21 protein-coding genes are annotated in these 21,215 nt (G+C 52.0%); 7 read left to right on the top strand and 14 right to left on the bottom strand.

Annotated features, from left to right (window positions below; translation table 11 throughout):
• Window positions 1-89 precede the first annotated feature (89 nt).
• Window positions 90-422 carry a hypothetical protein gene (locus EL257_RS24770; RefSeq protein ID WP_126366994.1) on the bottom strand — a complete coding sequence of 111 codons (333 nt, stop codon included), beginning with the start codon at window positions 420-422 and terminating at the stop codon, window positions 90-92.
• A gap of 468 nt (window positions 423-890) precedes the next feature.
• On the opposite strand from EL257_RS24770, the gene EL257_RS24760 reads away from it, so the two are divergent.
• Together EL257_RS24760 and EL257_RS24755 are read left to right on the top strand one after the other, a co-directional pair.
• Window positions 891-1,331, top strand: a complete 441-nt coding sequence (locus EL257_RS24760) for a 3'-5' exoribonuclease (protein WP_126366990.1) — start codon at window positions 891-893, stop codon at window positions 1,329-1,331.
• Window positions 1,332-1,589: 258 nt separating this feature from the next.
• Window positions 1,590-2,351, top strand: a complete 762-nt coding sequence (locus EL257_RS24755) for a hypothetical protein (protein ID WP_126366987.1) — start codon at window positions 1,590-1,592, stop codon at window positions 2,349-2,351.
• A gap of 83 nt (window positions 2,352-2,434) precedes the next feature.
• Here EL257_RS24755 and EL257_RS24750 read toward each other — a convergent pair whose 3' ends face one another.
• The 3 genes from EL257_RS24750 to EL257_RS24740 are packed head-to-tail and all read right to left on the bottom strand — an operon-like array spanning window position 2,435 to window position 3,735.
• Window positions 2,435-2,824 (bottom strand): hypothetical protein, encoded by a 390-nt coding sequence (locus EL257_RS24750; protein WP_126366985.1) that lies wholly within the window; start codon window positions 2,822-2,824, stop codon window positions 2,435-2,437.
• Window positions 2,825-2,826: 2 nt separating this feature from the next.
• Window positions 2,827-3,297, bottom strand: coding sequence for a hypothetical protein (locus EL257_RS24745; protein WP_126366983.1), 471 nt, complete (start codon window positions 3,295-3,297; stop codon window positions 2,827-2,829).
• Window positions 3,298-3,339: 42 nt separating this feature from the next.
• Complete coding sequence (locus tag EL257_RS24740) at window positions 3,340-3,735, bottom strand: DUF6957 family protein (protein WP_109512842.1); 396 nt, start codon at window positions 3,733-3,735, stop codon at window positions 3,340-3,342.
• Window positions 3,736-3,893: 158 nt separating this feature from the next.
• Here EL257_RS24740 and EL257_RS24735 point away from each other — a divergent pair, with 158 nt between their 5' ends.
• Both EL257_RS24735 and EL257_RS24730 read left to right on the top strand, forming a co-directional pair.
• The gene (locus tag EL257_RS24735) at window positions 3,894-4,349 is read left to right on the top strand and encodes a helix-turn-helix domain-containing protein (RefSeq protein ID WP_017337049.1); all 456 of its coding nucleotides are present in this window, start codon (window positions 3,894-3,896) and stop codon (window positions 4,347-4,349) included.
• A gap of 201 nt (window positions 4,350-4,550) precedes the next feature.
• Complete coding sequence (locus EL257_RS24730) at window positions 4,551-5,177, top strand: hypothetical protein (RefSeq protein ID WP_232013047.1); 627 nt, start codon at window positions 4,551-4,553, stop codon at window positions 5,175-5,177.
• A gap of 94 nt (window positions 5,178-5,271) precedes the next feature.
• On the opposite strand, the gene EL257_RS24725 is transcribed toward EL257_RS24730, so the two are convergent.
• The 3 genes from EL257_RS24725 to EL257_RS24710 form a co-directional block, all read right to left on the bottom strand.
• Window positions 5,272-6,306 (bottom strand): AAA family ATPase, encoded by a 1,035-nt coding sequence (locus EL257_RS24725; protein WP_126366981.1) that lies wholly within the window; start codon window positions 6,304-6,306, stop codon window positions 5,272-5,274.
• A complete protein-coding gene (locus EL257_RS24720) occupies window positions 6,291-7,853 on the bottom strand; it encodes an ATP-dependent nuclease (protein WP_126366979.1) in 1,563 nt (520 codons plus the stop codon). Before EL257_RS24720 ends, EL257_RS24725 begins: the two co-directional genes overlap by 16 nt.
• Window positions 7,854-8,651: 798 nt before the next feature.
• The gene (locus EL257_RS24710; RefSeq protein ID WP_126366977.1) at window positions 8,652-9,128 is read right to left on the bottom strand and encodes a hypothetical protein; all 477 of its coding nucleotides are present in this window, start codon (window positions 9,126-9,128) and stop codon (window positions 8,652-8,654) included.
• Window positions 9,129-9,273: 145 nt separating this feature from the next.
• Between EL257_RS24710 and EL257_RS24705 the strand changes: the two genes are divergently transcribed.
• Window positions 9,274-10,563: an RES family NAD+ phosphorylase gene (locus tag EL257_RS24705; protein ID WP_126366975.1), complete on the top strand. Its 1,290-nt coding sequence runs from the start codon at window positions 9,274-9,276 to the stop codon at window positions 10,561-10,563.
• Between the two features lie 75 nt (window positions 10,564-10,638).
• Here EL257_RS24705 and EL257_RS28290 read toward each other — a convergent pair whose 3' ends face one another.
• The gene (locus EL257_RS28290) at window positions 10,639-11,154 is read right to left on the bottom strand and encodes a DUF7693 family protein (RefSeq protein ID WP_331852523.1); all 516 of its coding nucleotides are present in this window, start codon (window positions 11,152-11,154) and stop codon (window positions 10,639-10,641) included.
• A 272-nt stretch (window positions 11,155-11,426) separates the two neighbouring features.
• Here EL257_RS28290 and EL257_RS24695 point away from each other — a divergent pair, with 272 nt between their 5' ends.
• Complete coding sequence (locus EL257_RS24695; protein ID WP_126366973.1) at window positions 11,427-11,828, top strand: hypothetical protein; 402 nt, start codon at window positions 11,427-11,429, stop codon at window positions 11,826-11,828.
• Between the two features lie 86 nt (window positions 11,829-11,914).
• Entirely contained in the window at window positions 11,915-12,379 is a 465-nt protein-coding gene (locus EL257_RS24690; protein ID WP_126366971.1) for an exonuclease domain-containing protein, read from the top strand.
• A 223-nt stretch (window positions 12,380-12,602) separates the two neighbouring features.
• On the opposite strand, the gene EL257_RS24685 is transcribed toward EL257_RS24690, so the two are convergent.
• From EL257_RS24685 to EL257_RS24660, 6 genes are all read right to left on the bottom strand, one after another.
• Entirely contained in the window at window positions 12,603-13,160 is a 558-nt protein-coding gene (locus tag EL257_RS24685; RefSeq protein WP_126366969.1) for a hypothetical protein, read from the bottom strand.
• A 111-nt stretch (window positions 13,161-13,271) separates the two neighbouring features.
• Window positions 13,272-15,437: an AAA family ATPase gene (locus EL257_RS24680; RefSeq protein WP_126366967.1), complete on the bottom strand. Its 2,166-nt coding sequence runs from the start codon at window positions 15,435-15,437 to the stop codon at window positions 13,272-13,274.
• The gene (locus EL257_RS24675) at window positions 15,434-15,907 is read right to left on the bottom strand and encodes a hypothetical protein (protein ID WP_126366965.1); all 474 of its coding nucleotides are present in this window, start codon (window positions 15,905-15,907) and stop codon (window positions 15,434-15,436) included. The genes EL257_RS24680 and EL257_RS24675 overlap by 4 nt, the downstream gene beginning before the upstream one ends.
• Window positions 15,894-16,562 carry a hypothetical protein gene (locus tag EL257_RS24670; protein ID WP_126366963.1) on the bottom strand — a complete coding sequence of 223 codons (669 nt, stop codon included), beginning with the start codon at window positions 16,560-16,562 and terminating at the stop codon, window positions 15,894-15,896. The genes EL257_RS24675 and EL257_RS24670 overlap by 14 nt, the downstream gene beginning before the upstream one ends.
• Window positions 16,559-19,792, bottom strand: coding sequence for a hypothetical protein (locus EL257_RS24665; RefSeq protein ID WP_126366961.1), 3,234 nt, complete (start codon window positions 19,790-19,792; stop codon window positions 16,559-16,561). The genes EL257_RS24670 and EL257_RS24665 overlap by 4 nt, the downstream gene beginning before the upstream one ends.
• A complete protein-coding gene (locus tag EL257_RS24660) occupies window positions 19,785-21,200 on the bottom strand; it encodes a tyrosine-type recombinase/integrase (RefSeq protein WP_232013046.1) in 1,416 nt (471 codons plus the stop codon). The genes EL257_RS24665 and EL257_RS24660 overlap by 8 nt, the downstream gene beginning before the upstream one ends.
• Window positions 21,201-21,215: the final 15 nt, after the last annotated feature.

The following is a 21,215-nucleotide window of genomic DNA, read 5'->3' as shown; positions in this document are numbered from 1 at the left end:
CCGCATCGACGCTTCGATCAACAATCAGAATATCCCCCGATGCTGCTCAGCGATCTTTACCAGGTAGGCAATCCTCACAGCTGTGTCTTTTACATCGACTTAACGGATTCCACTTCCACGTATTTGTATTTCTTCCTAGCAGCCTTCACAGCATCTTGCTCAGCAAGCAACGAACTCAGCGTGTCGGCCTCATGGATCAGCTCGTGCATCTTCCCCTCAAATTCGTTTCCAACTCGAAGCGTGACCCTGAGCCTAGGCGTGAACGGTTTCGCCGGTTTCTTCTTGGCTGCAGACTCAGCTATCGGCTTCGTGAAGACGACTTCTGTGACAGGTTCCGGTGCTGGAGATGCAAGAACCTCTTCAGGCTTAGCTGTACCGAACAAGGCGCGGCGCATTTCTTCTTCAGTTAAATCTGCTTTCATAAATCGTCTCTATAGAACAGCAATTAACTCAACAAGTTATTTGGGAAGGCTTACGCCAAGATGCCCTATGGAGCAGGAGGAGATTTCAAATGCCTAGGTCAATTTCAAGACAAAAACCCCTCCAGGCTCGGGAAAGTTGCACCTTCGGCAGTCGCGTAATGAGCCCGTCCGCTAGGTCACTGGCGTGCCGGGAGTACAGTGTTACGGTGTCCGGAACCGGTGTCCGACCCGCAACGAATGCACCCACTCGCTCTTGGGCGATTTTCAGTATATTCAGGACTTCTCGGCTCACCTGTTTGGTGGACAGGTATTCCACGACTGGCTTGGGCGGAGGCGCAGCGTGACTCCACATTTCTATGACTACCTTGAGGAGCCCGTCTGAGCCAAAATGCTTGAGAGCCATTTCCCACAGCTGACCTTCCTGCACCATATCCAGGCGAGGCCTAGTCATAACGGAGTTCCGGCAACATGAGGCTCTTTCTTGATTGCGAGTTTACCAAGCTCTCGGCGGCTGCGAAGCTGATTTCACTCGCATTGGTGGCTGAGGATGGGCGCGAATTCTACGTGGAATTGCTCGAAGGTTGGCAAGAAGAGGACTGCAGTGATTTCGTGAAGGAAATCGTGCTTCCGCAGCTGTGGGGTGGGAGCTATGCGCTGCCCATTGTTGAAGCCAGGAAGTCGCTGCTCAGGTTTCTGACGTCGTTCAAAAACGAGGTCGAGATCGTCACGGATGCCCCTCAGTACGATTGGGAGCTTTTTTGCGACCTGGTATATGAGGACGGACGATGGCCCAGAATCGTTCGCAATTTTCCTACCGATGCGACGACGCTTGCTCCAACCAGCGAGGGTGAAGAGTTGCCTCACCACGCCTTGCTCGACGCCAGGATTATCGCCGGCATGTTCTCGTGAGTGAGCCGAGGGAGGGGGTATCCTGACCAGCGCAGAGGACATCATTGATCTTTTTGTAGTGTCGTCTGACCGTCCCGCCGGTGTCTAGAAAGGCGTAGATCCAGTTTGACGACCAATTCCGTTTTAGCTAATTCGGTGGCAGGGTTGGTTGTGAGAACGCATCCCTATTGCAGACCTGCAGCAGCCTGTCTTAGATTCACTGCCTTTTAAGCATGGCAGCAGGCTGCCAATCCCAGGATTTTGAGGTTACGACCCTAAATGAGCTCCACAATTGAATGGGAAGTCGAACTTACCAGCGGCATTCCGATGTACTTGCATCAGCTTTCTCGCGAGAACGATAACAACGGGCATTTTTGGGTGTGGGGAGGAGTCGACGACTACCTCGACTGCACAAATGACCACTTCAGCTTCAGTTCCTCACATTTCGGCGATATCGAAGATGACCCTGATGTGGCCTGGCAGGTAGCGCACGAGCTTCTGTCGCTGTTCAACGGAGCAATGGCTTTGCTGTGGAACCAGCGACACCCCTTCCGGATTGCGCGCCTCTTGCGTGAGGGCCGGAGCGTAAACTACGCCGAAAAGCGTAATTTGCATGGCCTTCTCGGTGCTCTCCCAGCCTCAGCGAAGCGAGGCAGGGAACGCGAAGATAGCGCGTTAGTTTTTCACCTTGTATCGCTTGCTTGCGAGTACCAAGACGCTTACCACTTGGTCAAGCTGTTTGAGCAAAAGGGCGGTTGGACTACCTATTACAAGATTCTCGAAACAATTGAGTCCTATACGGCGAAGTACGGTTTAAATGTGCCTGTAGACAAAAAGATTCAGAAAAGCTTTGAGCTGACTGCTAACAATTTTTCGATCAGTGGCTTTGAGTCGCGGCATGGATTCAAGCAGCAGGCGAAGGAAATCAAGACAGCATCTCTGACTATCGATGAAGGTTATAAATTCATCAGCGGGTACGCCAAGCGGTATCTGTCCACGCGGTTCGGCCCTACACTCCGGCAGAGACCGACTCTGAGATAGTTCCGTGTACTGGCTGATCGCCTTAAAGCCTTTTGCCGCAGCAGAACATCGCAAAGGGCTACCGTACAACAACGATGCAGAATTTATTGCAGTCGATCAGGCGTTGGCAGATACCTGGCGCCTGCTATACGTAAGAACTCACGCAAGCTGCGGCGCCCGACGTCACGCCTAAACGTCGCAATCACGTACTTGGAGTTGACCGTGTTGATAACCCAAAACCTGCCTTCCTTCGTTACGGACTGAATGTCGGATGTCCGAATCAGCCGACCATCTGCTAATCGTTGGTACGGCCCAGGGCAAATGTGACCGAACACCACACCAACAGCACTGCACGCATGAATATGGACATTCACCAGGTAGGCAGTGACCAGCCCGTTGTAGTCTTGATTCACTGCTTTGGCGATGCGAAGAAGGTCGACGTCCGAGTAGCGTTTCACGTGCAAATCGACTGCGACCGTGTTGATCTCTTCCATGGTTACGAACCTCTCGATACACAGGTTACGGTGCTCTCTGGAGCCGTCCTCCGGTATAGCTCCTTCAAGCCAGTCAGAGACTCAACATCAAAATCACGCTGATGAGTATTGACGTACACATCACCGCTCTCGACCTTCAAGACGCAGATTGGCACTTCAGCTTGATTGAGTCCCATGGCGAGCGAGGTCAGCTTCTCCATCCTCCAGCTAGACCCCTTGTTCATCCACCCTGGAGTGACGACTTGGACTTCCTGCACGAGCAAGTTCTCGTTCTGAGAGACCAGCAGCTCAACCAGACGGGGCTCGTCGCTCAACATCTCCTCGTAGGCTACGAGGCGATCTTCGTGTCGACGCTTCAGGCTCACGTGATACCAATGAGTGACTAGGGATCGCGACACCGCGTGAAAATGAGCGAGACCGTCCCCGAACATTCCCACCGGGCCGGCCTGGTCTTGCATGCTAATCCTGAACATCTTGTATCTCGTGTTGAGCAGGCCCGCGAAGTGCGCCTGCGATTAACATAAGCCAAATATTGTCTTCAGCGAGGCAGTCATCTCGCGCCCTTGTCCCAAAAGCACGTACACCGTGTTTCGCGTCTCGAACAGGCAAACACCGTCGAACGATTTACACAGGGTCGAGCGCACCCAGCCCCCTGGCGGAAACCGGCCATGACCGTCATGAATGACGCAATGGGCATACATGAACATCGGCTCCAGACCAGTAGCTCGTACTTTCGCGAGCGATTCTGGGGACTCGTCGACGTGAAAGATGACCCAGTCCTCGACGGTGCAAAAAGGCTTACGACCGAAGCGCCCCGCGACCAATACTTCCACTTCTGCATGAGACAGCGACGTGCCAGCAGAGGAGATTTCCCCTTCCGGTAGCAGCTCGTGCTCAGAAGAATTAGTCATAAATTGATGATCCTCTTGGCGACAAAGAAAATAGGGCTCTGCGCACGTACAGAATCGCAAAGGTGGCGCACCGGTAGTTCCACCGCAATGACTATATACATTTGTGTGGAACTCATCAAACGGGGCATACCGTCTCCTTTTGTGGAGAGGTGCGCTGGATGTCTTTGCGGAAGGCATATGCGGCAACGCTACAGTGGCTGAGGGTTCGACATGGGTTGTCGCAAGCAGACCTCCAGCAACAGACTGATCAAGCACACATAAGCCGCTTGGAAGCATCGACGACATCGGCTACCGTCGATCTCAGTGCCGATTTAGCTAAAGCGCTAGGCCTAATGCCACTCTCCTTCCTCACACTGGTGGCCGCAGCCGATGAAGGCAAGACCGCGCGCTCAGTTCTGAATGACACAATGAAAGAACTCATGCAGCTCGGTGTTCTTGATGAGCAGCTACCTGCCGAACCCCAAAAGCTCACTACGCCCCAGAGAATCGCTGCCGCAGAAAGACTCAAAGCGGTGCGCGATCTCAAGGCGGCAGGCCTTTCTCAAGCGGAGGTTTGCCGGCAATTAGAACTGCCCAAGAGCACAGTTAACCGGCTGTGGTACGTTGGCGGTTGAGGCTCAATTAGGCACCAAACCCTGCCCAGCATGGATCAGAGCCATTTTTCGATGTCCCCGCAAAAAGGACACTGTGACCTCAACCTGAGATCACGCTTTCTCGTACAGTAGCCCAAGCCAGAAAACCACCTACTGGTTGCCGATAGTCCACCCAGATTCGTAAAGTTCTGAACCATGGACTGGCCAACGTGAGAAGACGACATGGATGAGGAATCGCCACCGATGCTCGACCCGGAGCTTGAGGCCATCCAGTGGCCGGCAGACTTCTCCGGCCAGCAGCTGTTTATCCAGGGTGAAGATTGGCAGTACAACGCGATGCTGAACTCGTCTCACTTTCGTGTCGACCTCTATGCTTTTGCATACAAAGATGCCGCCGACGGTCTTGTGGAGGCTATGGCGAATCGTCAGGTGCCATTGGATAGCGGCATTTATCCCTTGCTTTTTCTGTACCGCCATTCCTTGGAGCTGCAGTTCAAGCTGATGCTAAAGAGTGCTCGCGCTCTGACAGGCAAAGAGCCCAAGAACTACGACAAGCATCCGTTGATGCCTCTGTGGTCGGAGTTGCGTCATCTGCTCAAGGACTTGGGTCTAGAGCGCTCTGACGTCAACGCTACTGCTGTTCACGAGTTCATTCGCCAGTTGGACAACGTCGACCCAGACTCGATGGCGTTTCGGTATGCGACGACCAACAGTGGTAAAGACCATCTCCCAGACGTTACGCATATCAACATCCGGCACTTGCGCGAGGTGCTCAACAGCGTCTTCGTTTGGCTAAACGGCACATACAGCTGGATTGGGGAGATGGAGCAGGGCCAGTCTTTCGACTGATCACGCTAGGTGTCATGCCCAGCGGTTCCCCTTCATACTGAGCATACTTTCTGGACAAGGTCTTACGCCATACATCACCACCCATGGCTACGACCTAGTCCGTTTTAAATGGTTTGAAAAGTGTTTCGGGCGCTAGGTAGAGCCTTCCGCGAGTCCGTGAGAAGGCAACATAGAGTTTGTTTTTTGTCTGTGGAGGGAGCGCGGCAAGCGAGGATGTCTGGTAGATCTTCCAGTGAGTAGTACCCAGCACTACGCACACATCGTTGTAGTGATCCAAACCCTTACTAGCGCCCCAGTTGTTAGACAGACACCCGTATTTGTAATGCTCCTGGTAGAACAGCTTCACCACGTTGCCATCCGCGTGCACGGCGTTAGCATCCACTTGATTGGACAGAGGAATGATTTCGGTTTCATACGTATGCTGTGACTGCATGTCAATCTGGAGATGTGTGCGGATAAAATCACATACGGTGATGCCACACCTCCAGCTTCGACTCAATGTCTCCTTGTCGACGGTCACGCCCGCCTTTTGAAAAAGCTTTTCGTATTTGCCAATGTCAGCGTGTAGCGAGCTATTCACGTTTCCATCACGACTGGTGTCGAACGTATGTTGGTAGAAGTCACCTACAAACAGCATCTCAAGTTTGGCTTTCGCTAATGCCATTAGCAGGTTGAAGTCATGGCCTGCTAGGTCTTGAACTTCGTCGACATAAAACTCATCGTAAAAGCGCTCCATCCGCGCCATCACGTCAGGAATTGCATTAGCGGTCTCTAGGAGCTTGGCGAGGCGATTGTGGTAAACGCTGCCGCTTGTAGTGGCGTAATACGCCATATTGTCCCGTTTGAGCTTTAGCGTACGGGCGTGCGGAGCTCGAAAGCTGATTCCCCGCGTATGCATATGCACTTGCAGCAGAGGGCGATAGCAGAAGCTATAAAGGAACGTGAAATAACTCAGCAAGTTGATGTTTTTCGGCACATGGCCAAACCGTTTGATGATGCTATCGCGCAAATGGCGATAGTTGTTCTCCGTGTAGGTGATTATCAGTGCGCGCTTTTCTAGGCTCAGACGCTTCACGAGCAAGGTGGTCTTCCCTGACCCTGCCACAGCGAACATCACTCGTTTATCCATTGGATTGCCTCCGCGATGTAGGCCGGAACGGTCAGCTCACCGGGCTTTCCCTTGAGCAGCTCAAACGCGGCTTCTGCCTTGTTTGCCAGCATGTATTCCAAGGGGGAGAGAGTTTTTCGTCCTGGGCCGAAGACGGTCTTGCAGGTTTCCTCGTTGTCGTTGTGCAACCCTATTTCGAAGGTTGAACGGTCATTGTCTTTGTCGGCAAAGACTTTGGCATTGTCCGAAGCGAAGTCGACGTAGTTTTCTACGCAGTTTTTCTGATAATCCTTGTCATTGTCTCGTATGGCTGCGACTCGAATTCCGAGCAGGTTAGCGAGCTCCATGTACCTTTTGAAGCTGGTGCCCCCAATAGAGATTATGTGAACGTCATCGACATGCGGTAGACGCCCATTTGTAAATTGCTTATAGAACTCTTCCACCAGGATGAATTCAGCATCACCTTCAACCAATATCACCTTCTTCGAGAGCGCGAACTCCAGGACGTTGTTGTCCGGGGCCTTCATGAAGAATTCTGCGGTGTCAGGTGATAGGGCTTTAAGTGAGCCAGCAGCTGCATTCGGGCCGATCAAAAGGGCGTGCCGAAGATCAAGCCTTGAGCAGATATGGCTGCTGTGGGTTGCAATGAAAAGCTGGGTGCTCTCGTTTTCCGCTAGCTTGGCGACGAGTGCTTTCATGGAGGAATGGCTGAGGTGGTTCTCAGGCTCCTCCAAGAGCATTACATCCAAGCCGCCTTGCTTGTGCTTGCTCAGCGCAAATTCAGTCTTGATGAAGCACTGCCTTCCTTTGCCGTGGTTCTCAAGCGGAATATTGTCTTCCGTGATGATTAGGTCAGTTTCCAGGTTCGACCGGACGCTACTCCGTACGTCAAACTGATACGCGGGTAGGTCAGCGTTGAGCGCTGCGAGATGTTGTCCTGTAAAAGCCTGCTTGCCTTGGCGGTACAGGTTTTCAAGTTTATAGCGGTCTTCAACGGGGGCGTTGAAAGCGTAAACGGCTCGGGTGTATTCACGAGACGCGTGATCGCCATCAATACGTGAACCGTCTAGCATCATGTGCTTAATGGGGCGGTTGAATGCTGCGTAGGGTCTGCCGGCGAACGTTTCAAACCGCACCGCATAATATTCGAATGGGAAGTTCGGTTGATCATCAGCCAAGATGGCTTGCACCGCTTCGCCATACTCGGCCATCACCGCAAGGATCATGCGCACGCCGTCAGTCTGGCGCTGGTGGGAGTTGTTGGTTCCATACAGGCCTTCGTCGTCACCTTCCTCTAGGAAAACGTCGACTATCAGCTCAGGTAGTTTCTCCAGGCTCTTCTCCCCAGCAAGGAAAGTGTCAACCGAATCCTTGTTGAGCAGAGCTTCTGCACCCAGAGCTTCAATGCGGTTGCGACTCCCGCCGAGCGCGAGGTCTAGCGCGAGCAAAATGCTGCTTTTTCCTGCCTCATTGTTGCCAATCAGCACATTCTTCCCAGACTCAAAATCGAGCGTGAGCGTTTTGAATTTTTTGAAATTCTGAATTACCACTTTCCGTATGGTGTGCATGTTTAGCCCTGAGCTGGAAAATCAAAAATGAAGTTGAACCACATGGTTGTTGAGTCAGGTGGTTACGGATTCATAGCCAATACATATCCGTCTGCAACGAAACCTCGTCAAGAGATCGGCTCGTTTACAGGCTAAAGCGCCTGCGAGAGTGTAATCCCCGGCAAGACGTCATCAGATAATCGCTCAAACGCCGTACCGCTTGTTACCGCCAGAGGTAATGCAGTATCGACCACCCCTAGGCCCTATACACACGTTTCCAGAGGAACAGGGGCACGAGGAACCGTAAGCTGGAGTCTGTTGGCGAGCGGGCAGTGGAAGCTGGGCCGACGGTCTGGGCTTCGGAACAACGTAGCAGCCAGGCCCACTGCATAGACTCTTGGACGAAATCCATTTCGAAGATTGACCATCAATGCTGATGCGCGCCCATTCATTCCTCGTTTCGAAGACCTGAACCTTTCCCCGCGCTTCAGTTTGGAGATGACCTTTCCACCTGGTTGATCCCTGATATTGAGATTATCAGCACTCACAAAGTGCTCAGTTGCGGAAGCAGGAGCAGGAGCAGGAGCAGGAGCCGGGGTTGGCGGTGAGGCCGGGGAAATCGACGCTTGCGGATTCGGCGAGCTAAGAGCGTGTGGCTGTACCGGGGCTGGAGGCGTGTCTTTCTTCCCCATTGCCCACAGGAGGGCAAAAATAATCAGGAGCGGGACAAACCATGACGGGGACTTCTTGCGCATATCCATTGCTCTCATTCGCCACGTATGCCAACGGCTGTCTTCCTGACCAACCTGACGTCATCACCTATTGCGAGCTTAGCCAAGCTTCCATTTTTTGCAGCCTGTGCAGTTCAGAAAGCTGGGGCTTGCCAAGATCCAGCACCTTAAGCAACCGACTCCTTGCTTCAGGGGAAGGGAACCATTCGGCGACTTCTAAGCTGCAGTGATTTGAATCGCTCAACGACCATTTCACTACCATGTCTGCTGCAGCTCTGTAGTGATCAGCCATAAAGAGCCTTTTATCCTCTACGGGCCAGCCACGCTTCCTCAACTGCTCGGTAACATCAGTGATGCCCGTGCCACCAAAAAAGGCGTCGGTATCTGGGTAGTGAATCCCTGCAAGCGATACTTTGGCGACCCCTGCCTCTCGGTCAAAGTACGACAGAAAGTGCCACCCACCGGTGATACATCCTGGATGAGGGAAATTGATTGCGGCCTTGCCAGTTATGTAGTGCTGGCGAGAAACGCGTTTGAGATCGAAATCGAAGAGTGGTTGCTTCATGTGACATACCTCTGTGCACCTGCGCTACCTGATTGCCAGGACATGCCCTGAAGACGGAAGACTAAGACCCAGCAAGTTTCCATCGGGCTCAGCGTCTAAGGTGACTTAGAATCACCGCCATCTGAACTTTGCTAGGCACAGCCCCATGGACAAAGACCTGATCTGCCACCAATGCTTGAACGAAGCCTATCTCATTGGGTTGATCAGGCGAACAGGCGTGGCTGCGGAGTGCTCGTTCTGCTTAAAAAGGCGTAAGGCTATCCCATTCGAAGACCTTATCAGCATGGTCGACGATGTCCTCCAGAAGTATTGCCATCCTGGAGCGATATACGATCAGTACGATGACAATGGGAAACGCTCTGAAACAGAGCAGACTGGCGACCCCCTTATCTTCTATGTCGCAGAATTGCTTGGTTTGGATGAGGACGACCCGGTTGCCGAGCGTGTTCTCTGCGACCTCAACGAAAGCTCCCATTACGACATCATGCAAGGAGGTGACGCGAGGTACAGTGATGATGAAAACTATGAGTGGAGAGTGATTCGACCAAGAGAAGCAGATGCTCGATGGCTAAATTTTCAGAACGAAATGAAGCATGGAAATCGATTTTTTAGTCAGCATGCCAAGGATTTTCTGGACTGGCTGTTTCGAGGGCTTTCAACCTTCAAAAGCCCTAATGGATCAATGTCCGTTGTCAAAGAGCTTGTCGACGATCAGATCTTTCGTGCCAGGCGCTGTGATTCCGCTTCAGAATACGACTCGATCATTAGCAACCCTGCTGCAGAACTTGGCCCGCCACCCAAGGAGGTCGCAGGGGCTGGCCGAATGAACCCTAAAGGATTGGCCGCTTTTTACGGAGCTTTTGACCGAAAAACCTGTGTTGCCGAGCTTCGCCCACCAGTAGGAGGACGAGTCGTCAGCGGCGAATTCAAACTCACAAGACCCGTTCGCGTCCTGGATTTCATTGCATTGGATGAAGCCTACGAAGCGAGGCCGTTGAGTGCGTTTGAAGCCAGCTACGAAGAGCAAATGGGTAGGCGCATCTTCTTGAAAACACTCCACGCAAAAATTACCGTCCCGGTGCTTCCGAATCAGGAACACGAATACCTAGCTACACAAGTCATGGCGGAGTACCTAGCTACACAATTCGACCCGCCGCTCGACGGTGTGCTGTTCGAATCCGCTCAAGTGCGGAAAGGTACAAACCTGACCCTTTTTAATCATGCCGTGGTGGCTTCACTCGAGCCTAGAACTGCTTTCACGAACCTAGATGATTTGCTTAGCAGCCCCTCATCGCAGACGCCTGCGATTGAGTACGTGCCTGACACGCTGGTAAGGCATAAGGTTTGTCGTGTCAAATTCATAACTGAAGACCTGCAGCGCGATGATGGTCAGCCAGAGTCTGACGAGCATTACGACGACTGGGATGATTACTAAAGGCTATGTACGCTGACGTAGGTGTTAGAAGATGCGCGGCTGCGACAGTCGTCGTTGCCGACTAAAAGTCGACCGCTAGAGAGCCTTCAGCAGGTTCTCAAGCATCTGATGCTCCCATGCAGATAGCAGTGCAATGGGGTCTGTGCCAAAGCGATCTCCGGAGTCAAACGACCAGTGTCGCCCATCCGGGCTGATGCATTTTTCGCAGTAATCGAGCTGATCGCAGTCGTTGTAAATCGATATCTCCCAACTATCTACATTGATCTGGAAGTGGCCGGCATAAATTTCGTCCCACGATTCATGACCCACCTTACTCATGACGGTTCGACCGAAAATCACCTCCCTGAGTACGTGGGATACCTCTCTTGCGGAGAGCTCCGCCGCAGTGTTTTCGCTAACGCTACCTACCTGGGATGAACGCGCTGCAGCTCTGGCCTCTTTTAGCCGTTGCTCAGCGTACATAGCCGGGTCATCAGCTGGCAGTGGGTAGCCGGCAGCGGATAGAGCTTCGGCACGTTCTTCAATGAGTAGGCGCTCGGGATCGCGAACCTTTTGGTAGGCTCTGCCTGGTACACGTCGAGTTGTGTCCATTCCCGGCTCCCCAGAAGGCTGATGACTAAGAGCGACTAAATTAGTTTTAGAACGATAACAGAACGCTTCTAAAAGCGATGCCGAGCTCCGAATCATGAGGGTAGGATGCGTTGCGATCTATGCTTCACAGAGGCTCAGACACCAAGCAAGCGGAGCGCGCAGGCGTGAGGGATGCGAGCCCGCAGGGGCGAGACACGCCTTGGCGGGGCTCGATTCACGGCAGCCTAACGCCGCAGGCGGCATGCCATCAACGCCAACAAGAGCTAACTCACATGCCCGACGATGAACTCCGCGAGCTGGAAGCCAAGAGACGAAAGGCTTTGTGGATGCTTGCGAACATATCTCCAGGCGATTCGAAGGCGTTCGATGCTTTATCCATTCTCGATGACCTTGACCTTCTAGAGCGAAAAGTCTCCCCTCATGCTGACAAGGCACTTGAACTCAGCCAGCTTCGGGATTGTGTCACGTTGCAGCATCACCACTCCGGCATCGACATCATCCTGGAGCAGACTATCCCGCAGCCATGGAGGGAGCGCTTCAATCAAGCAAGTATCGGCTCGACCAGGTTGCTTGATGGGCCATACGCCTCAGACTGGGATAAATTTCTGGTTGAATGGGAGCGTGAGATGCAGCATCTGCAAGACCATCGACTTGCAAAGGCTGCTAGCAGCTAGAACTGCTGGTTCGAGCAATGGCGGCGCAAACACATAAGCAGTCGGTGTAGCTGCTGAAAAGCGCAGCCTCAAACAGGAGCAGCAAGGTGGAACGGCCTTCTTTTTTTATTGATTTTGAAGCTTCTGGAATAGCTCCTGACAGCTATCCGATTGAAGTTGCCGTCGTGTCGATTGATACCACTTTCAGCTCGCTTATCAAGCCCGTCCGGTACTGGACGCACTGGTCGTTTGACGCGCAAGACATGCACGGTCTCACTCAAGATCAGTTACATCAGGAAGGTGATACCCCAGCCGCCGTCGCGAGAAATATGAATCAGCTGTTTTCCGGGCAGGTGCTTTGCAGTGATTCACCTCAGGACGGCTGTTGGCTCGATGTGCTCTACGAGGCAGCAGATCTGATACCTACCTTCGAGTTGAAGCCTTTGGAGGTGTTGGTGGGTAGGGAGGCGGCAAGTGACATTTATCGCCTACTGCCGACAACCAGGCACCACCGAGCTTTGAATGACGCAACTGCTTTGATGAACGCCTACCGTGCTTTCTTTGAAGCTTGAACTTTCAAAGGGGTAGAACCCAGTGAGCTTTGGATCTAGCTCAGCCTGGTTGTCCGCTCGAACTGAAGGAAGGTGATCACACGGCTGGATAAGCATGGCAAGCGGAGCGCGCAGTCGTGTGGGATGGAAGCCCGAAGGGCCGAGATGCTGGCGCTCGCGCCAAGGCTCGGTTTACGACAGCCCCTCCCCGCAGGGGCACGCCCCAACTGAACGCTCAGGGTCATTAAAGCTCCGCATCCCAAGCATTTATCGCCTCACTCAAAGTCGCGTACCAATGGAGTCCACCGCTCTGAAGTGCATTTGCAACTTGCCTGTTGGTATTACCATCGACCCAAGTCGGTAGACTCTCTATGGCCTCTGTGAACAGACTGGCTGTAGCGACAGCGAATCGCTCCGAACTTGTACACTGGAGGCACACGTAGCGCACAGCAGCGCCGGTCTGCAACCGACGCCATGCCACCACCTCAATACAGTCCATGGCGCTCGCCGGAGCCTCTACGGTGGAACTCACTAACGGTTCCACCTGGACATCTTCCGCTGCTCTGAATGATCGGTTAGGCGCTTCTGGCCTGCGGACAAGATGCTTCAACTGCTCACGCGACGCGACTATCTGGTCGCGCAGCTCTTCGGGGTCGATAGACATGCCGCCCCGGTCGGTGACCGAAAGGGTTTTTAGGCTGTTTGCTGCCAAGATGAACTCGCGTTCTCGCGCTTTCTCCCAGTCAGGGCGACTGTCGGGGTTGATGAGATTCCAAAGGCTTGTGAACAGCTTCAATGACATTCTCCTACCTTGAGGCATTGGGCGCGGATCCCGCGATCATACAAGCAAGGTAAGCCGCCTGAAGCGAAGGCCCTGCCCACAATATTGTAGGGCTAACGACCTGTTTGATATTCAAACCGAGAAGCCCACACAGAGGGTGTCACTTCGGTTCGGGCGAGCTACCCCCTGCTGCATGATGTCATGCGTGCTTAGGATCAAGGCCAGCCGCTTAGATCGTGAGACGGCTGTGTAAAGCATGCTTCGTTCCACAAATTCGCTTTGACTCAGAATGCAAAGGATCGACGTCTCGTACTCGCTGCCTTGCGCCTTATGAATGGATATGGCGTAGGCAAGCTTCATTCCCAGCCCGAACAAGTCCATCCTAGAGAGGGTCACTTCGAGCCCATTGAAGAAAAACACACCTGAAGTCTGGCCATCGATTGACGTAACGCCAGTCATGATCCCGGTGTTGCCGTTGAACAGATTATGTTCGTAGCTATTCTGGGTGACGATGACGGGGTCGTTAACTCGCAGCCAGTATTTGCCCATCCAGATGCCCTGCGTCTCGTCTGTATGCTGGAGGGCACTTTGCAGATGTTTGTTTATCTTGTGCCCGGAATCCGGCATGCGATCAGACATGTGTGGCGTCAGGATCTGAGCGTCAGGGATGATCTGCTTGATCTTCGCGAGGTGTGTCAGCATGTCCTGCGTGTTTGTGCAGGGGATCAGATAAACCCCATCGCGCTCGCCATTCCAGAATGGCAAGGTGTCCAGGTGACCAGATCTAATCTTCATGGCGATGTTCTGAAGGTGACTGTTGCCGATAGACCTGTGAACCTTGATCAGGTGAGTCGACGGTATCGCCTTCGATTTGGCCAGTGCATGGAAGAAGATTCCATAACCAACCGGAGATAGCTGACCGGTATCCCCTACTAGCAAGAGAGACAGTTCTTTCTTCGCGAAAGCATTCAGCAGTTTCAGCATCAAGGCGATGTCTACCATGCTGGATTCATCAATGATTACTAGAGGGTCGCCTCCAGTGCTGATCCCTGAGCTTGCGGTGCTGATTTTGATCAAGAAGCTGTGGATCGTGTAGGTGTCTCGGCCAACAGACTCCTTGGCGCGCTCCTTGGCTTTTCCACTCAGTGCTAAGACATGCACTGGGCGGTGCTGAGAGGCTATATCAACGATGGCTTTCAGCACGGTTGTCTTGCCCGTACCGCCAAATCCAGTCAGCGTGCTGATGCGATTAGTAAGCGCCATCAGCACTGCGCTTTTCTGGTCTCGGGTGAGTGAGTGTCCAGGCACGCTCTCACCGTGTGCGCAGTAATCTTCAATCGCTTGCTCCAGTTCCTGCGGAGAACCGTGAAGCAATGAGGCCTGAGAGGACAGTAGACTCGCGACTCGCTGCTCGAGTTTACTTTCGACAAGGGCCGCTCCCAGTGGCTGGATAAGCGTCGTCCCTTGATCCTTCTTAACGCATACAGCACGCCTTTGTAGGGCACAGTCGATAGCCTGGTCTACCAATCTGGCGGATGGAAGCTTCTGCATCAGGGCGGCTTTTAGCTCTTCGATTTCGTATGCGGTATGACCCTGATCCAAGCGCACATAGAGCAAGTTCTCCACAAGGCCGGCCAGCCTGCGTGGGTCATCCTGAGGTATGCCTAGCTTGGCTGCTGCGGCGTCTACGATTTTCCACATGTTCGGGTGGATGCCTTGAAACGCTACGAGGCTGTACGGATTAAGCTTTAGGCGCTCTACTGTATCCGTCTGGCAAACCTTGAGAATGCTTTTGGCGAGCCCAGGATCGAAGTCGTGCTCCAAGAGAAATTCAATCGTTGAAATCTCATCCTGCAGTGTCCTCCAGGCATCCACGACCTTCTGGGCGAGATCGGGATTAATAAATTCCGCCAGGTAGCTGACCCTGCCTGCAGTCAATGCCTGAGCAAGATTTTCTGCGCCAAATGCCCTGACCAGTTTCGAGACTTTCGCTTTGCCGAATGACAGCCCGCGAAACGCAGGATGCTTCACCAGCAATCGTTCCACATATGCCGCTATGGGCAGGTTTACGATGTGGCAGCTCTCGATCAGAACGAAATCCCTGTACTGATCATGCCCTGTGATCGAACCTTTGAACTGCCAGCATTCACCGGGTTGAGGTATGCGAGTGATGACTTTATAGCTGGCTCTGCATGTGTAGATTTTGTTTTGGCCAATGATGCGCCCGGAGAAAACTGCTCCGCCAAAACTGCCTGGCTTTACCGAGCTCACCTGGATTATGTTCGACAGATTGCTCATAGGATGAATGACCGCCCGGAGTCGATCATCAAGTCCTGCTGGCTACTGATTTCTTGCGCAGATGTCCGAAGCAACCGTAGCTCGGCAGAGAGTCGCTCAACTTGCTCGCGGAGCAGTTCGTTTTCCTTCGACTTTTGCTCAAGCATTACTCGCAACCGATTCGCTTCGCGACTTTTCGAATCCGCCATATCAATCGCCAGAGACTCAGGATCTTTGGCCGCAACAAACTCACTGCCTATGCGGCGAATGTCCTTCGCGATGACCTGCTCAAGGGTTTTGCCCTGTGAGCAAAAGATCTTCTTGGCGCTTTCAGAAAACCACTGCCTACGATTACCACATTCATCAGCGATTTTGCTGAAGTTGACGGCGCCAAACTGATTCACAGGAAACTTTTTTCCAGCCTGTTCAAGCTGCAGCACATAGTCCCTGTAGCGGTCGTACGGAGAGCGCTTTTGATCACCGGTCGCCATTAGTGCTTTCCTTGGCTTTCATCCAAAGGACGAAGGGTTCGGCAATATCTTTTGGAACAAGCCCTTCAGCAGGTTCGAGATCATCAAATGTGCAGGTGATTTTTCCGGCCATCATGTCAACAACGAACATGCCGTCGCTCGCTTTGAGCACCAGCATAAGGGCACGGCAGGTCTTATCAAACTTCGTCATGAAGGCCTGATCGCTGTGCTTTGAATCCGAAATGGGAGCCAGGGTGGCCCCGTGAGTACGAAGCGCTGATTTGAGAGCCTCTATTTCTTTCTTCAGCCTTTCTGTCTCTGCTTGGAGCCCATCTGCCCGATGCGCTGATAGCTTCTCGACTAGCTTGTTCTTCGTGGATTCCATGTTGCCGGCGGAGTCCCAATATCTATGGAACAGTGGGCCGATCAATGCCCAATAATCGGTGCTTTGAACCAGTGTGCGATAGCCTATCTTCTTCTCGTTTACGGGCAGATCGGCGTTGTAAAGCTCTGCACAAAACCTGGAAAAAGGGGTAATGCCGTCAAAAGATGTCTTCCCCACAAACGTCTTCAGTCTCGGGACAACTTCATCCTTTATCCGGCTGATCCTGAACTCGCGATTTCTCTTCTGGGAGCCTGCAAAGCGATTTTGGCCAGGTTTTGCACCCTTGCTCATGCTGGGACACTCCCAGGGCTCGAAATTAGCTTCAGAATCGAATCAGGGCGATTCAAAGCCATAGGCTTGGTCATTGCATCGCTCAGTTCGTGTAGCGAAATGCCGAGGACTTCACAGGCAGATCGAATCAGTCCTCTGAATTCATCGATTAACGTGAAACCAGTCGGGGCTTCTTCCAGCATGCGGTTGAAGTCTCCTGTGAACGCCAGCAGCTTGTTCCTGGCTACCTTGAGCTGCTGGTTCAGTTGTGGAGTGAAATACTCTGCATGTGACTTGGCTTCAGCAGTGCGGGCGATGAGATTGGAGAGCGAGTGCTCTTTCAGCTCCAGACGTTCCAGATGTTCTGACACGATTTCAGGCTTCTCTACCAAGAAACTTTCACGCGTTTTAATCTCGCTATACATTTGTTCGAGACAGTGTGCTGTGACGCTCCAGGAGATGATCTCCGTAGCCAGGAATTTGCGACGGTTGGCTTTCTGTACAAGGCTTTCTAGCGATGCACCATTCCTTTTTGCCTCTGCGATGTACGCCTCTAGCTCGCTGCATTCATCAGTTAAAGCTCGGATATGGCCGTGAATCCTAGGCAGATGGTCGACAGTTTTGACTGAGTAGTAGCAACCACCGCATGGCGTGCTCAGTCCAGGGATGGCACCCAGGTCTTTCACCACGTCCGCTGGACAGTGATTGCCGTACGGGCAGATGTGTGTGGGCATGAAAGCCAGCGAATCAATTGGGCGCTGTTTTGCGGCCCTGACGCCTGACACGACATCGTCCTTCATCTCGCGGTCAAAGGAGATGGCGCCGAAATCAATCAGAGACTTTTCCTTGTCTCGACGGAAAGCCTGCTGGAGCTTTGAGGAGACATCTTCGGCTTTAATATTGGACATTGCTGGACGATCAATGAGCCAGCCCTGCTCGACACTCATCTTCTGAAACTGGGCTACCGACTTCAGGTATGCAGGGTCGACTTTCGCGTAATACATGACGTGTTCTTCAGTGGCTTGCCCCGTGATGAACGCGCCTATGATATGTGGCGGCAATACCCTGATGTATTCGGATACTACTGAAACTCGACAAGAGTGCGGAGTATGCTCGATGAGCTTACAGGCTTGTGCTTCGAGTTTCAGTGCCGCCAAGTAATCCAGAGGCGCATCAATTGACTCCAGGTCACCCACAGCTTCTGGCATCGCGTTCGTAGTATTAATTCCCAGCTGGAATCGGCAGAACAAATCAAAAGAATAGACAAGCCTCTTGAAGTATTTGCCATAGGCTTCTCCTGTCAGTACACCAGGAGTTTCGCCCCTAGGGAACAGGGAGGTGATTTTTCCAAATGGGCTTTCTTCATGGTAGTCGTACCAAACCGGAACATCCATTGACGGATCGTTGAACCATTTAATCATGGCCTTTTGGCGGTCTAAAACATAAATTACGTTTCTAGAAACAGTGGAATCCCAAGCGCCATTTGCCTTGTCTGTGTTGATTCGCAACTTACAAAGAGGCGGTAGCGGTCTAGATCGATCAATGTGCATATCATAGGTTAGCTTTTCCAGCCACCGAATGTGAATGCTTCGAACGCCGGTTTCCAGCGCTACGATGTTGTGTCGAATGTAGTTCAGTTGGGGATAGAAAACCCATTGCCCATTCCTTTCGACACTGTGTTCGATAATGGGCACTACGAACCTAGGGAGAAGGTGTAGAGCTTCATATTTCATCGGGCGGTTGATATCTGACTTTGGCTGACTGGCGTCAAAGTCTGGGTTGCGATAGAAAACAACCGGTACGTACCCGAGTTTTTCAGTTTGAATAACTTTCTGGGCTTCGTTCCAGTTCTTTGTGGGTATATCTGCCCTGAATTTTTTGTCATACAGATTGATCTGCTCTTCATGAACCCTGTCGGCAAGGTGCGTTGAGAAAGATTCAATTGCGTAACAGTATTGCAGCAGAATGGGAAAGTGCTCGGATTCGAAAGCTGGCTTGTTGGTGCCAGAGCTTCTGCTTACAATTGGATAATCGATGTGGGAAATCGGATTAACGAAGCCAGATAATTCCTCATCGGCGCTAGAGTTGACTATCAGGTAGTCAAACAAAGCTTCCAAGTGATACAGGGACTTTTGAACGGCTGTTCCCGACCGACCCTTGCGAAGATAACTGAGAAAACCAACCTGGCCGTCTCCTTCGATGTGTGTACGATTGAGATCTCGAGGCCCTGGTGGAAGTAGACCAGTTCTTCCAGGATATTCACTAAATAGGAACGTGTTCAACACCGTGAAGCTGCTTTCATAGTGCCTAAAAGTCTTCATTCCTTTGGTTTTTAGCAGTTGAATAAACTTGCCTTGATATTTCAACCAGAGATCGACGCTTTTTTGGTGTTCAGCAGGGATATTGAATTCACCAGAGATTAATGCCTTTTTACTGGCTGTCTTATCATTTTTCGGAGGGGTAGTGGCTTGCTGGCACCTTTCAGGGTATAGCTTCTGGACGTAACTCAGAAAAGCCGCAGGGGCAATTGGATACATGAACCAGTCGATTTCGCCACGGCGTGTTTTAATTAGATGTTCAATAAGATCAGAGATGTCAACCGGCCTGATGTCTTCAATTTGGTGCCAGTCGGTGGCGCGAATCATCCGCCACGCATACCACTCGAAATTCTTGATGGCACTCGGCTTCATAACAGTAGTTATATCAAGAATGTTCTCGTATGTGACATGAGGAACGAAAGGCTTGCTGACCAAGGCGAGAACTTCAGTGTAGTCAGCTGCAGCAAACTCGAAATGCTTCTTCTTAGTTTGGTTGCCGCCAGTGGGCTTCTTGGTATCTAACGGAAGAAGTACGGCTTTTTCCTGCCAGAGAAAATGCAAAATCAATATTGAATCTTTAGCAAGCCTTTCCAGTGAAGACTTGTTAATCCAGTCGTGTGCGGTCTTCGGAACCACCTGCTTGGCAATATTCGCGTCCGGAGTTTTCTTCGTGCAGGTATGGAGATTGTGTACCCAATCTTCATCGTATACCGGGGCGTTAACCGGATCCAAGTGGTCGTTAAAGAAACGTAGGACGGAGGCCTGGTAATACTCATTAACGGAGCCGCTTGAGATTTTGCTAGGAGCGATGTGCTTGGACTCAAAAAGTACCTTTGAAACACATGCCTTAGCTTTGGCAATAGCCTCCTTGATCGATCTCTCCAAGTCCTCTCCTGACTTGATAATGAGAATATCTTTGGTGAGATTAATCATTTTTTTCTCCTTCAATACGCTTGGCTTCTTCCTCGAGTAACTCTAACTGCCGGTAGTGGAAGTCTGCTCGAATCGTCTTGAAAGATGCTTCACCACGTTGTGATACGTACTGATTGGCGTGTTGGATATAGGCTTCAATTATGTCAGTGTCGTGCTTGGCGTACTTCATGGTAGAAGAGGCACTAGCGTGACCCATTAGGATTTTTACATACGCTAGAGGCAGTCCTGGAATGCTCTGTCCGGGAACTGGCAAGTAATTAAGAGTGTAGGTTCCGTACATATGTCGCAGCGAGTGAGCGCTAATGCCTGTGACGTCCTCTACCCCTGCTTTTTGGGCGTAGCTCTTGAAGGTTTTGTCTCGACTGCTTCGGTCGCTAGCGAAGAATGGCCTGCCATCGAGGTTTTGAAAGAGGAAGTCATGGTCGACGCTCGAGTTGTACTCACGGGTCAAATACTTCTCAAGGTTTTCCCAGAACATACCGGCAAAGGGTTCGATCATGAACGTCATTTCGGTCACCCGTCCCTTCCAGGCAAGGAACTGGTATTCATCCTCTGTAATTCCAGGCGTTTTGCGTGCAAAAGGGTCGCGGAGGAAAACTGCGAACTCATCATCGTCGATATCGGGCATCCTCACCTGCAGGGCCTCGCTCGAACGAGCGCCTGTTGCCGCGAGTAGGGAATAGAGGGTCATATCTCTATAGAAAGTTTTGGACTTCGCTGGCTTTGACTGCCTGATGAGATCCACGGATCGTTCGATGGGAAATGCTACCGTCTTGAACGGTTTTTGGTCGTTCTTCCTGTCCCTGCGTGCAGCCTGGGGAAATAGTTTGTCTCCCTTGCGCTTAGGCATCACCGACTTAATCGAGTCACGAATGACTGCGGCCAACCAAGAATTGGCCTTGTGCGCCGAAATCTCATACTGGCTGCGGTACTCAGCTCGCTTTGTGTAGAACGCGCTGAATAACTGGTCTGGCGCTATTCTGTTCTTAGTTTCCGATACATCAAGAAACCATTTAATCGACGATTCGATGGTCTGCGCTAGGGAGTTTTGGCCTGTGAGCTTCTCCTTCCCTAGGCTGTCAGCCAATTTCAATGCTATCGGGTTCGCAGCGCCCTTACCGAACAGCAGATACGCCTGGTAGCTGTTGATGACGGTCTCAATTGTGACGTCGACATCCGCCGCGAACTGAGTTTTTGATGCTTCATACACGTAATCCACAAACCGCCCCACGTGCTCGGCATAAAGCTTCGCTGTGTTGGGGGCATAACCCCTACGTGCCAGCCAGATGGTGTAGTGGGTAAAAGGCTTGAATTCCCGCAGCTCGTCGGGCATATCCGGGTCAAGGTGAAGCAATAGGTGTTTAGCTTCGCTTGTGAGCGGTGCCTCGACCAAGATGAAATTTTTCACGAGCGCATTTCCAAA

Origin of the sequence: Pseudomonas fluorescens, assembly GCF_900636825.1 — a bacterium.
GTDB lineage: Bacteria > Pseudomonadota > Gammaproteobacteria > Pseudomonadales > Pseudomonadaceae > Aquipseudomonas > Aquipseudomonas fluorescens_BG.
The sequence above is the reverse complement of the archived record's forward strand: the minus strand, read 5'-3'. Positions and strand labels throughout refer to the sequence as shown.

Coding starts and splice junctions, on each gene's coding strand:
- EL257_RS28290 (WP_331852523.1), bottom strand. CDS start 11,154: ATGGACACAACTCGACGTGTACCAGGCAGAGCCTACCAAAAGGTTCGC.
- EL257_RS24740 (WP_109512842.1), bottom strand. CDS start 3,735: ATGACTAATTCTTCTGAGCACGAGCTGCTACCGGAAGGGGAAATCTCC.
- EL257_RS24725 (WP_126366981.1), bottom strand. CDS start 6,306: ATGGATAAACGAGTGATGTTCGCTGTGGCAGGGTCAGGGAAGACCACC.
- EL257_RS24730 (WP_232013047.1), top strand. CDS start 4,551: ATGGATGAGGAATCGCCACCGATGCTCGACCCGGAGCTTGAGGCCATC.
- EL257_RS24670 (WP_126366963.1), bottom strand. CDS start 16,562: ATGAGCAAGGGTGCAAAACCTGGCCAAAATCGCTTTGCAGGCTCCCAG.
- EL257_RS24770 (WP_126366994.1), bottom strand. CDS start 422: ATGAAAGCAGATTTAACTGAAGAAGAAATGCGCCGCGCCTTGTTCGGT.
- EL257_RS24680 (WP_126366967.1), bottom strand. CDS start 15,437: ATGAGCAATCTGTCGAACATAATCCAGGTGAGCTCGGTAAAGCCAGGC.
- EL257_RS24735 (WP_017337049.1), top strand. CDS start 3,894: ATGTCTTTGCGGAAGGCATATGCGGCAACGCTACAGTGGCTGAGGGTT.
- EL257_RS24665 (WP_126366961.1), bottom strand. CDS start 19,792: ATGATTAATCTCACCAAAGATATTCTCATTATCAAGTCAGGAGAGGAC.
- EL257_RS24760 (WP_126366990.1), top strand. CDS start 891: ATGAGGCTCTTTCTTGATTGCGAGTTTACCAAGCTCTCGGCGGCTGCG.
- EL257_RS24720 (WP_126366979.1), bottom strand. CDS start 7,853: ATGCACACCATACGGAAAGTGGTAATTCAGAATTTCAAAAAATTCAAA.
- EL257_RS24755 (WP_126366987.1), top strand. CDS start 1,590: ATGAGCTCCACAATTGAATGGGAAGTCGAACTTACCAGCGGCATTCCG.
- EL257_RS24750 (WP_126366985.1), bottom strand. CDS start 2,824: ATGGAAGAGATCAACACGGTCGCAGTCGATTTGCACGTGAAACGCTAC.
- EL257_RS24695 (WP_126366973.1), top strand. CDS start 11,427: ATGCCCGACGATGAACTCCGCGAGCTGGAAGCCAAGAGACGAAAGGCT.
- EL257_RS24745 (WP_126366983.1), bottom strand. CDS start 3,297: ATGTTCAGGATTAGCATGCAAGACCAGGCCGGCCCGGTGGGAATGTTC.
- EL257_RS24710 (WP_126366977.1), bottom strand. CDS start 9,128: ATGAAGCAACCACTCTTCGATTTCGATCTCAAACGCGTTTCTCGCCAG.
- EL257_RS24685 (WP_126366969.1), bottom strand. CDS start 13,160: ATGTCATTGAAGCTGTTCACAAGCCTTTGGAATCTCATCAACCCCGAC.
- EL257_RS24675 (WP_126366965.1), bottom strand. CDS start 15,907: ATGGCGACCGGTGATCAAAAGCGCTCTCCGTACGACCGCTACAGGGAC.
- EL257_RS24705 (WP_126366975.1), top strand. CDS start 9,274: ATGGACAAAGACCTGATCTGCCACCAATGCTTGAACGAAGCCTATCTC.